Annotated in this window: 16 protein-coding genes; all 16 read left to right on the top strand. The window is 70.4% G+C overall.

Features of this window, described 5'->3' with window-relative positions:
• The first annotated feature begins 58 nt into the window (after positions 1-58).
• The 16 genes from ACFFR3_RS31065 to ACFFR3_RS30990 all read left to right on the top strand — a co-directional run bounded on the left by ACFFR3_RS31065 (position 59) and on the right by ACFFR3_RS30990 (position 14774).
• Positions 59-1363, top strand: coding sequence for a multidrug effflux MFS transporter (locus ACFFR3_RS31065; RefSeq protein WP_345386102.1), 1305 nt, complete (start codon positions 59-61; stop codon positions 1361-1363).
• Between the two features lie 92 nt (positions 1364-1455).
• Entirely contained in the window at positions 1456-2154 is a 699-nt protein-coding gene (locus ACFFR3_RS31060) for a helix-turn-helix transcriptional regulator (protein WP_364381038.1), read from the top strand.
• A complete protein-coding gene (gene sufB / locus ACFFR3_RS31055; protein WP_345386100.1) occupies positions 2151-3563 on the top strand; it encodes a Fe-S cluster assembly protein SufB in 1413 nt (470 codons plus the stop codon). Before ACFFR3_RS31060 ends, sufB begins: the two co-directional genes overlap by 4 nt.
• Positions 3563-4693 carry a Fe-S cluster assembly protein SufD gene (sufD, locus tag ACFFR3_RS31050; protein ID WP_345386098.1) on the top strand — a complete coding sequence of 377 codons (1131 nt, stop codon included), beginning with the start codon at positions 3563-3565 and terminating at the stop codon, positions 4691-4693. Before sufB ends, sufD begins: the two co-directional genes overlap by 1 nt.
• Positions 4690-5010, top strand: coding sequence for a non-heme iron oxygenase ferredoxin subunit (locus ACFFR3_RS31045; protein WP_345386096.1), 321 nt, complete (start codon positions 4690-4692; stop codon positions 5008-5010). Before sufD ends, ACFFR3_RS31045 begins: the two co-directional genes overlap by 4 nt.
• 4 nt (positions 5011-5014) lie before the next feature.
• A complete protein-coding gene (sufC, locus tag ACFFR3_RS31040) occupies positions 5015-5761 on the top strand; it encodes a Fe-S cluster assembly ATPase SufC (RefSeq protein ID WP_345386094.1) in 747 nt (248 codons plus the stop codon).
• Positions 5758-7014: a cysteine desulfurase gene (locus ACFFR3_RS31035; RefSeq protein ID WP_364381033.1), complete on the top strand. Its 1257-nt coding sequence runs from the start codon at positions 5758-5760 to the stop codon at positions 7012-7014. Before sufC ends, ACFFR3_RS31035 begins: the two co-directional genes overlap by 4 nt.
• Before the next feature lie 2 nt (positions 7015-7016).
• Positions 7017-7457 (top strand): Fe-S cluster assembly sulfur transfer protein SufU, encoded by a 441-nt coding sequence (sufU, locus tag ACFFR3_RS31030; RefSeq protein ID WP_345386092.1) that lies wholly within the window; start codon positions 7017-7019, stop codon positions 7455-7457.
• Positions 7454-7813, top strand: a complete 360-nt coding sequence (locus ACFFR3_RS31025; protein WP_345386090.1) for a metal-sulfur cluster assembly factor — start codon at positions 7454-7456, stop codon at positions 7811-7813. Before sufU ends, ACFFR3_RS31025 begins: the two co-directional genes overlap by 4 nt.
• A gap of 304 nt (positions 7814-8117) precedes the next feature.
• Entirely contained in the window at positions 8118-9938 is a 1821-nt protein-coding gene (locus ACFFR3_RS31020) for a DEAD/DEAH box helicase (RefSeq protein ID WP_364381028.1), read from the top strand.
• A gap of 251 nt (positions 9939-10189) precedes the next feature.
• Positions 10190-10453, top strand: a complete 264-nt coding sequence (locus ACFFR3_RS31015; protein ID WP_345386086.1) for a phosphoribosyl-ATP diphosphatase — start codon at positions 10190-10192, stop codon at positions 10451-10453.
• A gap of 61 nt (positions 10454-10514) precedes the next feature.
• A complete protein-coding gene (gene hisG / locus ACFFR3_RS31010) occupies positions 10515-11360 on the top strand; it encodes an ATP phosphoribosyltransferase (RefSeq protein WP_345386084.1) in 846 nt (281 codons plus the stop codon).
• Between the two features lie 75 nt (positions 11361-11435).
• Complete coding sequence (locus ACFFR3_RS31005) at positions 11436-12320, top strand: ABC transporter ATP-binding protein (protein WP_379484284.1); 885 nt, start codon at positions 11436-11438, stop codon at positions 12318-12320.
• A complete protein-coding gene (locus tag ACFFR3_RS31000; protein WP_345386078.1) occupies positions 12320-13054 on the top strand; it encodes an ABC transporter permease in 735 nt (244 codons plus the stop codon). The genes ACFFR3_RS31005 and ACFFR3_RS31000 overlap by 1 nt, the downstream gene beginning before the upstream one ends.
• The gene (locus ACFFR3_RS30995; RefSeq protein ID WP_345386076.1) at positions 13051-14172 is read left to right on the top strand and encodes a sensor histidine kinase; all 1122 of its coding nucleotides are present in this window, start codon (positions 13051-13053) and stop codon (positions 14170-14172) included. The genes ACFFR3_RS31000 and ACFFR3_RS30995 overlap by 4 nt, the downstream gene beginning before the upstream one ends.
• Positions 14169-14774, top strand: coding sequence for a response regulator transcription factor (locus tag ACFFR3_RS30990; protein ID WP_345386074.1), 606 nt, complete (start codon positions 14169-14171; stop codon positions 14772-14774). The genes ACFFR3_RS30995 and ACFFR3_RS30990 overlap by 4 nt, the downstream gene beginning before the upstream one ends.
• The last annotated feature ends 38 nt before the right edge of the window (positions 14775-14812 follow it).

Below are 14812 nucleotides of genomic sequence, written 5' to 3'. Positions count from 1 at the left end.
CCGTTCCTACACCTCGGCCCTCGTGGGGCCAGCGCCGACGAGGGAGAGGGGAACACGCATGTCCGTGGCCGAAGCCGCCACGTCCGCAGCACCGTCCGTCACCACACCCGCAGCACCGGGTTCAGCACAGAACGCAGCAGGTCCAGCAGGCACGGCCGTCCCGCAGGAGCGGAGGAGCCGCCGCGGACTGCTGCTGCTGATCCTCGGCGCGCTGTCGGCGATCGGCCCGCTGTCCATCGACATGTACCTCCCCGCCCTGCCCGCCATCACCTCCGAGATGCTGAGCGCGCCCGCGCAGGTGCAGCTCACCTTGACCGCCTGCCTCATCGGCGTGTCCGTCGGCCAGGTGGTCGCCGGGCCGCTCAGCGACGTCCGCGGGCGGCGGGTGCCGCTGATGATCGGCGTCGCCGGGTTCATGGCCGCCTCGCTGCTGTGCGCGTTCGCGACCTCGGTGCCGGCCCTCATCGTCTTCCGGCTGCTGCAGGGCGTGCTGGGCGGCGCCGCGCTGGTCATCGTGCGCGCGGTCGTGCGCGACCTGTACGACGGCGCCGCCATCGCCCGCATCTTCGCCACGCTGATGCTGGTCAGCGGTCTCGCGCCGATCCTCGCCCCGATCGCGGGCGCGCAGCTGCTGGCGTTCACGTCGTGGCGCGGGGTGTTCGTGGCGCTCAGCCTCGCGGGCGTCGTGCTGCTGGTGGCCGTGCTGGCCGGCGTGCGCGAGACCCTGCCGGCGGGACAGCGCGAGGCCGGCGGCCTCAAGCACACCGTGCGGACGTTCTGGCAGCTCCTGCGCGACCGTACGTTCATGGGCTTCGCCCTGACCGGCGGCCTGGCGTTCGGCGCGATGTTCGGCTACATCTCCGGCTCGCCGTTCGTCCTCCAGGAGGTGTACGGCGCCACGCCCCAGCAGTACTCGCTCATCTTCGGCCTCAACGCCCTGGCGCTGACCATCACCGCGCAGGTCGGCGGCCGGCTGTCGGGACGGGTGCCGCCCGTCCTGCTGGTCCGCATCGGCCTGGCCACCTCGCTGGCGGGCGCGGTGCTGCTGCTGACCGCCGCGCTGGCCGGGCTCGGCCTGTGGGGCGTGGTGGCGGGCCTGTTCGTCATCATGCTCGGCCAGGGCCTGACCCTGCCCGGCACCGGCGCGCTGGCGCTCGGCTCCCAGCCCGCCCAGGTCGCGGGCAGCGCCTCGGCGCTGACCGGCGTGCTGCAGTTCGCGCTGGGCGCGGCCGCCGCCCCGCTGGTCGGACTTGCCGGATCCGGCTCCGCGCTGCCCATGGCATGTGTCATGCTCGGGCTCTTCCTGTGCTCGGCGCTGTCGTTCACGATCCTGGGCCGGGCAAAGGCGACAAAAGTTAGGTAAGCCTACCCTGCGTGACAAATTCCATTCCCGCCCCTGCTCAGATCCGTTTGTGCACCGGGAAGGAATTACGGCACACTGATGTTGTGAAAAACATGTCCACGATGGAGCCAGGCAGCGAGCGCGGCACGCGCGCCCGTGTCGCCAGGCTGATCCTGGAGCATGGTCCCATCGCGGCCGCCGCCCTGGGCGAGCGGCTCGGGCTCACGCCCGCCGCCGTCCGGCGTCACCTCGACGCCCTGGTGGCCGAGGGGATGATCGAGCCTCGCATGATCCGCCCGCGCGGTCAGCGCGGGCGCGGACGGCCGGCCAAGCTGTTCGCGATCACCGATGCGGGGCGCAGTGCTTTCGAGCACGCCTATGACGACCTGGCAGGGAGCGCGCTGCGATTCCTGGCCCGGCGCATGGGAGAGGAAGCCGTGGCCGACTTCGCCCGCGAGCAGGTGGCGAGCCTGCTCCAGCGGCTGGAGCCGGCCATGCGGACGGTGCCCGCGGACCAGCGCGTGCAGATGCTGGCGCAGGCTCTGTCGGCGGAGGGGTACGCCGCCTCGGCCACCAAGGCCAAGTCCGGCGGCGACCAGCTCTGCCAGCACCACTGCCCGGTGGCTCACGCGGCCGCGGAGTTCCCGCAGCTGTGCGAGGCCGAGACGGAGGCGTTCGCGCAGCTGCTCGGCACCCCGGTGCAGCGCCTGGCCACGATCGCTCACGGCGACGGGGTGTGCACCACGCACGTGTCCCCCCAGTCCCTGGCCGATTCCGCACATAAAGACAAGAGCAAGGAGACCGGAAGGTGACTGTCACCGACCGCCCGGAGCTGGAAGGCCTCGGGAATTACAAGTTCGGCTGGGCCGACCCGGATGCCGCGGGTGCGGCGGCCAAGCGAGGCCTGTCCGAGGAGGTCGTCCGCAACATCTCCGCGCTCAAGAGCGAGCCGGAGTGGATGCTCGACCTTCGCCTGAAGGGCCTCCGCCTGTTCGACAAGAAGCCGCTGCCGACGTGGGGCTCCGACCTCACCGACATCGACTTCGACAACATCAAATACTTCGTGCGCTCGACCGAGAAGCAGGCCGCTTCCTGGGACGAGCTGCCCGCCGACATCAAGAACACCTACGACAAGCTCGGCATCCCCGAGGCGGAGAAGCAGCGCCTCATCGCCGGTGTCGCGGCCCAGTACGAGTCCGAGGTCGTCTATCACAAGATCCGTGAGGACCTCGAGGAGAAGGGTGTCATCTTCGTCGACACCGACACGGGCCTGCGCGAGCACGAGGACCTCTTCAAGGAGTACTTCGGCTCGGTGATCCCGGTGGGCGACAACAAGTTCGCCGCGCTCAACACCGCCGTGTGGTCCGGTGGCTCGTTCATCTACGTGCCGCCGAACGTCGAGGTCGAGATCCCGCTGCAGGCCTACTTCCGGATCAACACCGAGAACATGGGCCAGTTCGAGCGGACCCTGATCATCGTCGACGAGAACAGCTACGTCCACTACGTCGAGGGCTGCACCGCGCCGATCTACTCCTCCGACTCGCTGCACAGCGCGGTCGTCGAGATCGTCGTGAAGAAGAACGCCCGCTGCCGTTACACGACCATCCAGAACTGGTCCAACAACGTCTACAACCTGGTCACCAAGCGCGCCGTCGCCTACGAGGGCGCGACCATGGAGTGGATCGACGGCAACATCGGCTCCAAGGTGACCATGAAGTACCCGGCCGTCTACCTCATGGGCGAGCACGCCAAGGGCGAGACGCTGAGCGTCGCGTTCGCCGGCGAGGGCCAGCACCAGGACGCCGGCTCGAAGATGGTGCACCTGGCGCCCAACACCAGCTCCAGCGTCATCTCCAAGTCGGTGGCGCGCGGCGGCGGCCGCACCTCCTACCGCGGTCTCGTGCAGATCGAGGAGGGCGCCCACGGCAGCGCCAGCACCGTCAAGTGCGACGCCCTGCTGGTCGACCAGATCAGCCGCTCCGACACCTACCCCTACGTCGACGTCCGCGAGGACGACGTCTCGATGGGTCACGAGGCCACGGTCTCCAAGGTCAGCGAGGACCAGCTGTTCTACCTCATGAGCCGCGGGCTCGACGAGGACGAGGCGATGGCGATGATCGTGCGCGGCTTCGTCGAGCCGATCGCGCGTGAGCTGCCCATGGAATACGCGCTCGAGCTCAACCGGCTGATCGAGCTGCAGATGGAAGGAGCCGTCGGCTGATGGGCCTGAACGAGAAGCCCCTGTCGACCCTGCACGAGAAGTCGTCCTTCGACCTGGCCGACTTCGACGTCCCGACGGGTCGCGAGGAGGCGTGGCGCTTCACGCCGCTCTCCCGCCTGAAGGGCCTGCACAGCGGCAAGGCCGAGCCGGCCGGCCACGTCCGCGTCGACGTCGAGGCGGCGCCCGAGGTGACCGTCGAGACGGTCGGCCGCGACGACGCCCGCCTCGGCACGTCGTTCGTGCCGTCCGACCGGGTCAGCGCCCAGGCCTGGACCAGCTTCGAGAAGGCCACCGTCATCACAGTGCCGCGCGAGGCCGTCACCTCCAGGCCGACCGTGCTGACGCTGACCGGCGAGCAGGCCGTCGCCGGCGGCGCCGCCTACGGCCACATCGTGGTCAAGGTCGAGCCGCTGGCCGAGGCCGTGCTCGTGCTCGACCACAAGGGCAGCGCCGTCTACGCCGACAACATCGAGTTCGTCGTCGGCGAGGGCGCCAGCCTCAAGGTCGTCAGCCTCCAGGACTGGAACGACGACGCGGTCCACGTCTCGGCCCACCACGCCCAGCTCGCCAAGGACGCGACGTTCCGCAGCTTCGTGGTGACACTCGGCGGCGACCTCGTACGCCTGTCGCCCAGCGTCTCCTACACCGCCGCGGGCGGCGACGCCGACATGTCGGGCGTCTACTTCGTGGACGCGGGCCAGCACCTCGAGCACCGCCTGCTGGTCGACCACTCGCAGCCCAACTGCAAGAGCAACGTCGACTACCGCGGCGCGCTGCAGGGCGAGGAGGCGCACGCCGTCTGGATCGGCGACGTCATCATCAGGGTCGAGGCCGAGGGCACCGACACCTACGAGCTCAACCGCAACCTCATCCTCACCGACGGCGCCCGCGCCGACTCGGTGCCCAACCTCGAGATCCTCACCGGCGAGGTCGCCGGCGCGGGGCACGCCTCCGCCTCCGGCCGCCTCGACGACGAGCACATCTTCTACCTCCAGGCCCGCGGCATCCCGCACGACGAGGCCCGCAGGCTGGTCGTGCGCGGCTTCCTCGGCCAGCTGATCGAGAAGATCGAGATCGAGGAGATCCGTGAGCGCGTCCTGAACGCCCTGGAGGCGGAGCTCGCGCGATGAGCGGTTTCGAGAAGGTGTGCAAGCTCGCCGACATCCCCGAAGACGGGGTCATCGGCGTCGAGGTCGATGAGACCCCGGTCGCGCTCGTGCGCAAGGGCGGCGACGTCTTCGCCCTGCACGACGTCTGCTCCCACGCCGAGGTCAAGCTCAGCGAGGGCGAAGTCTACGACGGCACGCTGGAGTGCTGGCTGCACGGCTCGTGCTTCGACATCCGCACGGGCAAGCCCACCGGACCTCCCGCGACCCGCCCAGTCAACGTCTACACAGTGAAGATCGACGGCGATGACGTCCTCGTCTCGCTCTCGAAGGAGTCCTAAGCACATGTCCACCCTTGAGATCCGTGACCTGCAGGTCGCCGTCGAGGACAAGGAAATCCTGCGCGGCGTCAACCTGACCGTGAAGGCCGGCGAGACCCACGCCATCATGGGCCCCAACGGCTCGGGCAAGTCGACGCTCGCCTACGCGATCGCCGGTCATCCCAAATACACGATCACCGGCGGCCAGGTGCTGCTCGACGGCGTGGACCTGCTGGAGCTGTCGGTCGACGAGCGGGCCCGCGCGGGCCTGTTCCTGGCCATGCAGTACCCGGTCGAGGTCCCCGGCGTGTCGGTCTCGAACTTCCTGCGCTCGGCCGTCACCGCGGTCCGCGGCGAGGCGCCGAAGCTGCGCGAGTTCGCCAAGGACCTGAAGAACGGCATGGACGCGCTGTCCATCGACCCGGCCTTCGCCCAGCGCAACCTCAACGAGGGCTTCTCCGGTGGCGAGAAGAAGCGCCACGAGATCCTCCAGATGGAGCTGCTCAAGCCGAAGATCGCGGTGCTCGACGAGACCGACTCCGGCCTCGACGTCGACGCGCTGCGCGTGGTGTCGGAGGGCATCAACCGCTTCCGCGCCTCCGGCGAGACCGGCGTGCTCCTCATCACCCACTACACCCGTATCCTGCGCTACGTGAAGCCGGACTTCGTCCACGTCTTCGCGGCGGGCCGCATCGTCGAGGCGGGCGGGCCAGAACTGGCCGAGAAGCTCGAGGCCGAGGGCTACGAGCAGTACACGAAGGCATCTGCATGACTTCCATCAGCTTCGATGTGGAGAAGATCAGGAAGGATTTCCCGGTCTTCTCCCGCGAGCTGCCCGACGGGCGTCCGCTCGTCTATCTCGACTCGGGCAACTCCTCACAGAAGCCCAACCAGGTCATCGAGACCATGCGGGAGCACCTGGCGCTGCACTACAGCAACGTCGGGCGCGCCATGCACGTGCTGGGCGCCGAGTCCACCGACGCCTACGAGGGAGCCCGCGACAAGGTGGCGGGCTTCATCGGGGCGCCGGCACGCGAGGAAGTGGTCTTCACCAAGAACGCCTCCGAGGCGCTCAACCTGCTGGCCTACTCCTTCGGCAACCCCGCCAACACCGACCCCCGCTTCACGCTGGGGCCGGGCGACGAGATCGTCGTCTCGGAGATGGAGCACCACTCCAACATCGTGCCGTGGCAGCTGCTCGCGCAGCGCACCGGCGCGACGCTGAAGTGGTTCGGCGTCACCGGCGACGGCCGGCTCGACTACGACCCCGCGCTCGTCACCGAGCGCACCAAGGTCGTCTCCATCGCCCACCAGTCCAACGTGCTCGGCACGATCAACCCGGTGGCCCAGGTGGCGCGGCGGGCTCACGAGGTGGGCGCGCTGCTCGCGCTCGACGCCTCCCAGTCCGTGCCGCACCACCGCACCGACGTGACCGCGCTGGGCGCCGACTTCGTGGCCTTCACCGGCCACAAGATGGTCGGCCCCTCGGGCATCGGCGTGCTGTGGGGGCGGGCCGAGCTGCTCGAGGCGATGCCTCCGTTCCTGGGCGGCGGCGAGATGATCGAGGCGGTCTGGATGGACCGCTCGACGTACGCGCCGATCCCGCACAAGTTCGAGGCGGGCACGCCGCCCATCGTCGAGGCCATCGGGCTCGGCGCGGCGGTCGACTACCTCACCGAGGTCGGCATGGACGCCATCGAGGAGCACGAGCGCGCCCTGACGGCCTACGCCCTCGAGGCGCTGCGCGAGCTGCCCGGGCTGCGCGTCATCGGCCCCGAGACGCTGGAGGAGCGCGGGGGCACGGTGTCGTTCACGCTGGAGGGCATCCACCCGCACGACGTGGGGCAGATCCTGGACGACTCGTTCGGGGTGGCCGTACGCGTCGGGCACCACTGCGCGCGGCCGCTGCACCTGCGGTTCGGAATACCGGCGACCACGCGGGCGTCTTTCTACCTGTACAACACCACGGGCGAGATCGACGCCCTGGTGCGCGGTCTCCATCACGTTCAGAAGGTGTTCGCATAGCCATGATCGGCGAGTCGATGTACCAGGAGCTGATCCTGGAACACTACAAGCACCCGCAGGGGCGGGGGCTGCGCGAGCCGTACGACGCCGAGGTTCACCACGTGAACCCGACGTGCGGCGACGAGATCACGCTCAGGGTCAAGGTGGACGACGCCGGCACGATCCTCGACGTCTCCTACGACGGCCAGGGCTGCTCCATCAGCCAGGCCGCCGCCTCCGTGCTGCACGAGCTGACCACCGGCTCGACGGTTCAGGAGACGCTGTCCGTGGTCGACGAGTTCACCCGGCTGATGCAAGGCAGGGGACAGGTGGAGGCCGACGAGGACGTCCTCGGCGACGCGGTCGCGTTCGCGGGCGTGGCCAAGTTCCCGGCGCGTGTTAAATGCGCGTTGCTTTCTTGGATGGCCTACAAGGATGCGGTTGTGAGGAGCGCTGCCCAATGAGCAAGCCAGTGGAGACGCCGACCGATTTCGACGGCGAGACGAGTGCCGACGAGGTCATGGAAGCCCTCAAGGACGTCGTCGACCCCGAGCTCGGCATCAACGTCGTCGACCTGGGCCTGATCTACGGGCTCAACCTCGACTCGGCCGACGGGGGCAAGCCCGTCGCCACCATCGACATGACGCTGACCAGCGCCGCCTGCCCGCTGACCGACGTCATCGAGGACCAGGCGCATTCCGCGCTCGACGGCATGGTGTCCGACGTGAAGATCAACTGGGTCTGGCTGCCGCCGTGGGGCCCTGACAAGATCACTGACGAGGGGCGCGAGCAGCTCCGTATGCTAGGCTTCAACGTCTGATCTTTTCCGCTGTCACGGCTGGCGTAAAGCGTCAGCCGTTTCAGTGTGCAATAGCGTTTCCGGAAAGTCCGGGCGCGTCCCGGGGGAATATCCGATAACATCCCCGGCGTTGGTAACAGATGTACCTGACGCCTCATCGCGCGTCTCGCACCGCCTGCGGCCGGTGCCAGGTATGTCCCCCCTCCTCTTCCCGCCCCCATGACGGCGGGTGCCCTTGAACCTGTGCGGCCCCGCCGCATGCCTTGGCTCGTCCTTTCGCAGAAGTGACGTGCCACTTCGACGGAAAGGCACGACTTTCGTGACCATGCTTGACGCTGTCATGCCCACGCTCGACGACACCACGATCGAGCCGGCCCCGTCCGAATTCGAGCTGCTCGGCCTGCCGAAGCCGCTCGTCAACGGGCTGGCCAAGCTGGGCTTCGACAGTCCGTTCCCCATTCAGAGCGCGACGATCCCCGACGTGCTCGCCGGCCATGACGTGCTCGGCCGCGGCCAGACCGGCTCCGGCAAGACGCTCGCCTTCGGCCTGCCCACCATGGCCCGCATCGCCGGCGTGAAGCCCGCCCCAGGGCGGCCCCACGCGATGATCCTCGTGCCCACCCGTGAGCTCGCGCTCCAGGTGCACGACGCCCTCGAGCCCCTCGGCCGCGGCCTCGGCCTGCGCATGAAGGTCGTCGTCGGCGGCATGTCGATGGGCAAGCAGATCGAGGCGCTGCGGCGCGGCGTCGACATCGTCATCGCCACCCCCGGCCGCCTCGGCGACCTCATCAGGCAGGGCGAGTGCTCGCTCGGCGACGTCGAGGTGAGCGTCCTCGACGAGGCCGACCACATGTGCGACCTCGGCTTCTTCCCGGTCGTCACCGACCTGCTCGCGCAGACCCCGTCCGACGGCCAGCGGCTGCTGTTCTCCGCCACGCTCGACGGCGACGTCGACAAGCTGGTGCAGCGCTTCCTGAAGAACCCCATCACCCACTCCGTGGCGCCCGCGACCTCCCCGGTCGACACCATGGAGCACCACGTCGTGCAGGTGACGCGCGACGACAAGTTCGACGTCACGGCCGAGATCGCCAACCGCGAGGGCCGTACGATCATCTTCGTCCGCACCCAGCACGGCGTCGACCGGCTGTGCAAGCAGCTCGCCAGGGTCGGCGTCAAGGCCGGCGGCCTGCACGGCGGCAAGCGCCAGAACCAGCGCACCCGCATCCTGTCGGAGTTCCGCGAGGGCTCCGTCAACGTGCTGGTGTGCACCGACGTCGCCGCCCGCGGCATCCACGTCGACAACATCAGCCTGGTGCTGCACGTCGACCCGCCGCAGGACCACAAGAGCTACCTGCACCGGGGCGGCCGCACGGCGCGCGCCGGCGAGAAGGGCACCGTGGTGACGCTGGTGCTGCCCAACGAGCGCCGCTCCACCGACGCGCTCACCCGCAGGGCCGGCATCCACCCGTTCCGTCTCAAGGCCACGCCGGGCCACCCGCGCCTCGCCGAGGTGGCCGGGGCCCGCACGCCGAGCGGCGAGTCCATCCCCGTGTGGGAGCCTGACGTCCGCAAGCCGCTGCGCCCGCGCCGCGACGGCGGCACCTCCGAGCGCCGTGGCGGCCGCCGCGGCCGCCGTGACTTCGACGGTGAGCGCCGCCCGCGCCGCCACGAGGACGGCGAGCGGTCGTTCGGCGACGACCGGCGTCCGCGCCGGGAGTTCGACGGTGAGCGCAGGCCCCGCCGCGAGTTCGACGGCAACCGCGCGCCGCGCCGCCACGACGGCGACCGGCCGTTCAGCGCTCCGTCCGACGAGCGCCGCCCGCACCGGCACGGTGAGGGTGAGCGGCCGTTCGGGGGCTCGCAGGAGCCCCGCACGTTCAGTGACGACCGCCGGCGCGAGGGGCGCGGCGGCCGGGGCGGCTACCGCTCCGACGACCGCCCGCTGCGCCAGGACGACCGTGGCCCGCGTTACGGCTCCGACCGTGGCCGCCCGTTCTCGGGTGACCGCGACCGCGGCTACCGTTCCGACGACCGGCCCGCCGGTTACCGTTCCGACGACCGTCCTGGGGGTTACCGCTCCGGGCGTACCGACGAGCGCGGCAACGGCGGCTACCGCCGCAACTCCGGCCGCCGCTACGAGCGCTGACCGGTTCTGATGCACGAACGTCGCCCGCCGCACCCCCGAGGTGCGGCGGGCGACGTGCTTTCCTGGTCACGCGAGCGGGATGGCGCTGCTCGCCGGTTCATCGGTTGGGGACGGGACGAAAGCAGCCGTCCGATGTGTCCGGACTCATGACCAGGTGATGACGGTCGTCTCGCGTGGCGGACGCCGGGCGGCGTCACCCCGTGACGCAGACTAGGCTTAGCAGGCACGCCAGCCGAACGACGAGAGAGACCATGAAGACCTTCGAAGAGCTGTTCGCCGAGCTGTCAGAGAAGGCCCGGACCCGGCCCGCGGGCTCGGGCACCGTGGCCGCGCTCGACGCCGGCGTCCATGCCATCGGCAAGAAGGTCGTCGAGGAGGCCGCCGAGAGCTGGATGGCGGCCGAATACGAGTCAGACGACAGGGCAGCGGAAGAGATCTCGCAGCTCCTCTACCACGTCCAGGTGCTCATGATCGCCAGAGGCATCGGCCTCGACCAGGTCTACAAGCATCTCTAGGGCGCCCCGGCGCCCGGCCACCGCGGAGAGACAATGAGAGCGAGACACGTAAGGACCTGACATGCTGCGTCTGGCAGTACCGAACAAGGGCGCGCTCAGCGAGGGCGCCCAGAGCATGCTCAAAGAGGCCGGCTACCGGTCGCGCAGAGACAGCAAGGAGCTCGTCGTCGTCGACGAGGCCAACGGCTGCGAGCTGTTCTTCCTGCGGCCCAGAGACATCGCCGTCTACGTCGGCGAAGGCACCCTCGACCTCGGCATCACCGGCCGCGACATGCTGATCGACTCCGGCGCGCCGGTCGAGGAGATCATGCCGCTCGGCTTCGGTGGCTCCACCTTCCGGCTGGCCGCCGCCGCGGGGGCGATGACCTCGGTCGCCGACCTCGACGGCCGCCGCATCGCCACCGCCTATCCTGGCCTGCTCGACAAATACCTGTCCGACCAGGGCGTCGATGCCCGGGTCATCAAGCTCGACGGCGCCGTCGAGACCGCCATCAGGCTCGGCGTCGCCGACGCCATCGCCGACGTCGTCGAGACCGGCACCACGCTGCGCAACGTCGGGCTCGAGGTGTTCGGCGAGCCGATCATGCGTTCCGAGGCCGTGCTCATCAAGCGGCAGGGCGCGCCGGAGTCGCCGGGCGCGGGCCAGCTCGTCCGCCGCTTCCAGGGCGTCGTGCACGCCCGCGACTTCGTGATGATGGACTACGACATCCGCGCCGAGCGCATCGAGGAGGCCATCGCGCTCACCCCCGGCATGGAGGGGCCGACGGTCTCGCCGCTGCACCGCGAGGGCTGGGTCGCCGTGCGGGCCATGGTCCGCCGCAAGGGTCACCAGCAGGTGATGGACCAGCTCTGGGACATCGGCGCGCGGGCCATCCTGGTCACCGACATCTACGCCTGCCGCCTCTGATCTGACAAATGTCACGGCGAAGGCCGGAGGGAACGCACTGCCGTCCCCACCGGCCACGCCCGTAGCGTTCCCGGCATGAACGCCATCGTGTTCGACCACGTCAGCAAGCACTACGGGGACGTGCTCGCCGTCGACGACCTGTCGTTGTCGGTCGAGCCCGGCTCGACGGTCGCGCTGCTCGGCCCCAACGGGGCCGGCAAGTCCACCTCCATCAACCTGCTGCTCGGCCTCCTCCTGCCCACCGCGGGCACGGTGGCGGTGCACGGGCGCGCCCCCGCCGAGGCGGTCAGGGCGGGGGAGATGGGCGCCATGCTCCAGGACGGCGCCCTCATCCCGGAGCTGACCGTCAAGGAGCTCGTCGACCTCGTCCGCCGCCTCTACCCCCGGCCCCTCGACCTGGCCGACGTCCTGGAGCTGGCCGACCTGACGAGCCTGGCCGGGCGGCGGGCGGGCAAGCTGTCCGGCGGGCAGGCGCAGCGGGTCAGGTTCGCCCTCGCGATCGCCGGGGCGCCGAAGATCCTGCTGCTCGACGAGCCCACCGCCGCCATGGACGTCGAGTCCAGGCTGCGTTTCTGGGCCGGGATGCACGACTACGCAGCCGGGGGACGTACCGTCGTGTTCGCCACCCACTACCTGGAGGAGGCCGACGAGCACTCCGACCGGGTGGTCGTCATCGCGCGCGGCCGGCTGGCCGCCGACGGCACCGCCGCCCAGATCAAGGCCGGCGCCGGAGGCAGCGCCGTCAGCTTCGACCTCGGCGACCAGCCGGCGGCCGGGCTCGACCGGCTGCCCGGCGTCAGCGCCGTCGAGATCCTGGACGGCACGGCCACCCTGCACACCTCCGACCCCGACGCCACCCTCGACGCCCTCTACCGGGGCACCACGCTCGACGTGCGCGGCGTCCGGCTGGCCGGCGCCGACCTCGAGGCCGCCTTTCTCCAGCTCACCCGGGAGCCCTGATGCTCGCCTTCGCCAAGACCGACATCCTGCGCATGCTGCGCAACAGGCGCTACTTCGTCTTCGTCGTGGCCTTCCCCGTACTGCTGTACGTGATCAACGCCAGCATCTACGGCCAGGACACCGACGCGGGCGGCGTCAAGTACAGCGTCCTGCTCATGGTGTCGATGGCCGCCTATGGGGCGCTCGCGTCGTCCACGATGAGCTCCGCCGTGCCGCTGGCCACCGAGCGGCAGTCCGGCTGGCTGCGCCAGCTCCAGATCACGCCGCTGCCCGGCTCCGCCGTCGTCGCCGCCAAGCTGATGACCGCGATGACACTCGTGCTGCCCGCGCTCGTGCTGGTCAGCCTGGCCGCGATCGTGCAGCAGGGCGTGTCGCTGCCGCCCGGCAGGTGGCTGGCGCTGCTGCTGGCCCTGTGGCTGGGCGCGGTGCCGTTCGTGGCGCTCGGGCTGGCCATCGGGTCGGCGCTGACCGCCGACGCCGCCCAGCCCGTCGCGATGATCTGCATGTTCGTGCTGGCCATCGCGGGCGGCCTGTGGTTCCCGCCGGAGGTCTTCGGCGCCACCATGAAGACCGTGGCCGGGCTGACGCCCTCCTTCCACTACGCGAGCCTCGGCTGGAGCCTCGCCGCCGGGAACGGCGTGGTGATGACGGACGTGCTGGTCATCGCCGGGTGGGCGGTCGTCCTGGGCGGGCTCGCGGCCTGCTTGTACCGGCGGGCTACCGTACGGGCATGAGCTTCGCCGACCGGATCAGCTTCGACGGCCCCGACGAGAACGGGTCGCCCGCCAGGCGACTGGTGGGCGTCTCCGTCGGCATGGTCTATCTCCTCTTCCCCGTCGCCGACATCGTGACCGGCGCCTTCACCGGGGCGAAGGCGGTCTGGGCCTGCCTGCTGCTGATGACGTACGTCGGCGCCTACGTCCTCGTCGTCGCGAGCTCTCCGAGCAGGCTCAGTCTGGGCCGCTTCATCTACCCGCTGTTCGCGCTGGTCAGCGTGCTCGGCGTGACCGCCGCGCTGGCCTTCGGCGGAGCCTGGCTGAGCCTGCCGGTCTACACCGTCGTCCTGTACGCCTTCGCTCTGCGGCCCGCCCACGCCCTGATCGGCATGGTCCTCAGCCTGCTGGTCGTCATCGGCGGCGGCGTGCTGCACCGCGACTCCTGGGACACCATCGCCGTGCTCGCCGTCCAGGTGGTGACGCTCGGCGTGCTGTTCATCAGCGTCCGCAACACCCGCGCGCTGAGCCACCGGCTGCGCCTCGCCCAGGACGAGGTCGCCAGGCTCGCCGCCACCGAGGAGCGCCTGCGCATCGCCCGCGACCTGCACGACCTGCTCGGCCACAGCCTGTCGCTGATCGTGCTCAAGAGCGAGCTGGCCGGGCGGCTGGCCGAGGAGTCGCCCCGGGCGCGCCAGGAGATCGCCGACATCGAGTCCGTCGCCAGGAAGGCGCTGACCGAGGTGCGCGAGGCGGTCACCGGCTACCGGCAGCGCAGCCTCGCCGAGGAGCTCGACAGCGCCCGCGCGGTGCTGGCGGCCGCCGGGGTCGCGGCCGACGTGCGCGTCGCCGGCGGGCCGCCGCCCGCCGTGCTCGACGAGCTGTTCGGGTGGAGCGTGCGCGAGGGCGTCACCAACGTCGTCCGCCACGCGCACGCCACCCGGTGCGAGATCACCGTGACCGTCTCGGAGTCCGGCGCCGTGCTGGAGATCGTGGACGACGGGGACGGCGGCGGCGGGCCGTACGCGATGGGCAGCGGCCTGCGCGGGCTCACCGAGCGGGTGACCGGCGCGAACGGCACGGTCACGGTCGGCGACCACCGGCTCAGGGTGCTGGTTCCTGCGGTGGAGTACGCATGATCAGAGTTCTCCTGGCCGAAGACCAGGGCATGGTACGCGGGGCGCTGGCCTCCCTGCTGGGCCTCGAACCCGACATCGAGGTCGTCGGCGAGGCCGCCGACGGCGACGAGGCGCTGGCCGTCGCCACCGCCGTCCGGCCCGACGTGGCGCTGCTCGACATCGAGATGCCCCGCACCGACGGGCTCGCCGCCTGCCGCGCCATCGGCCGCGACGTGCCCGGCTGCCGGGTGATGATCCTCACCACCTTCGGCCGGCCCGGCTACCTGCGCACCGCCATGGAGGCCGGCGCCGTGGCCTTCCTCGTCAAGGACAGCCCGGCCAGGGAGCTGGCGGCGGCCATCCGGCGGGTCCACGCGGGGGAACGCGTCATCGACCCGGCCCTGGCGGCGGCTGCGCTGAGCGCGGGGCCCAACCCGCTGTCGGGACGCGAGCGCGACGTCCTGAGCGCGGCGGCCGACGGCTCCACGATCGTGGACATCGCCGCACGCCTGCACCTGTCGGAGGGCACCGTCCGCAACTACCTGTCGTCCGCCATCCAGAAAACCCACACCCGCAACCGCATCGAAGCCGTCCAACGAGCCCGCACGCAGGGCTGGCTCTAACACCCACCCCTGGCCCCGTCCTTCGGTCCCTTGGGCGT

Source organism: Nonomuraea salmonea (genome assembly GCF_042428605.1).
Taxonomy (GTDB): domain Bacteria; phylum Actinomycetota; class Actinomycetes; order Streptosporangiales; family Streptosporangiaceae; genus Nonomuraea; species Nonomuraea salmonea.
The sequence above is the reverse complement of the archived record's forward strand: the minus strand, read 5'-3'. Positions and strand labels throughout refer to the sequence as shown.

Bases quoted from the DNA above. Each gene is read 5' to 3' on its own strand.
- ACFFR3_RS31000 (WP_345386078.1), top strand. From the start codon at position 12,320: ATGCTCGCCTTCGCCAAGACCGACATCCTGCGCATGCTGCGCAACAGG.
- ACFFR3_RS30995 (WP_345386076.1), top strand. From the start codon at position 13,051: ATGAGCTTCGCCGACCGGATCAGCTTCGACGGCCCCGACGAGAACGGG.
- ACFFR3_RS31065 (WP_345386102.1), top strand. From the start codon at position 59: ATGTCCGTGGCCGAAGCCGCCACGTCCGCAGCACCGTCCGTCACCACA.
- ACFFR3_RS31020 (WP_364381028.1), top strand. From the start codon at position 8,118: ATGCTTGACGCTGTCATGCCCACGCTCGACGACACCACGATCGAGCCG.
- sufU (WP_345386092.1), top strand. From the start codon at position 7,017: ATGATCGGCGAGTCGATGTACCAGGAGCTGATCCTGGAACACTACAAG.
- sufC (WP_345386094.1), top strand. From the start codon at position 5,015: ATGTCCACCCTTGAGATCCGTGACCTGCAGGTCGCCGTCGAGGACAAG.
- ACFFR3_RS31005 (WP_379484284.1), top strand. From the start codon at position 11,436: ATGAACGCCATCGTGTTCGACCACGTCAGCAAGCACTACGGGGACGTG.
- ACFFR3_RS30990 (WP_345386074.1), top strand. From the start codon at position 14,169: ATGATCAGAGTTCTCCTGGCCGAAGACCAGGGCATGGTACGCGGGGCG.
- sufD (WP_345386098.1), top strand. From the start codon at position 3,563: ATGGGCCTGAACGAGAAGCCCCTGTCGACCCTGCACGAGAAGTCGTCC.
- ACFFR3_RS31060 (WP_364381038.1), top strand. From the start codon at position 1,456: ATGTCCACGATGGAGCCAGGCAGCGAGCGCGGCACGCGCGCCCGTGTC.
- ACFFR3_RS31025 (WP_345386090.1), top strand. From the start codon at position 7,454: ATGAGCAAGCCAGTGGAGACGCCGACCGATTTCGACGGCGAGACGAGT.
- ACFFR3_RS31045 (WP_345386096.1), top strand. From the start codon at position 4,690: ATGAGCGGTTTCGAGAAGGTGTGCAAGCTCGCCGACATCCCCGAAGAC.
- hisG (WP_345386084.1), top strand. From the start codon at position 10,515: ATGCTGCGTCTGGCAGTACCGAACAAGGGCGCGCTCAGCGAGGGCGCC.
- ACFFR3_RS31015 (WP_345386086.1), top strand. From the start codon at position 10,190: ATGAAGACCTTCGAAGAGCTGTTCGCCGAGCTGTCAGAGAAGGCCCGG.
- ACFFR3_RS31035 (WP_364381033.1), top strand. From the start codon at position 5,758: ATGACTTCCATCAGCTTCGATGTGGAGAAGATCAGGAAGGATTTCCCG.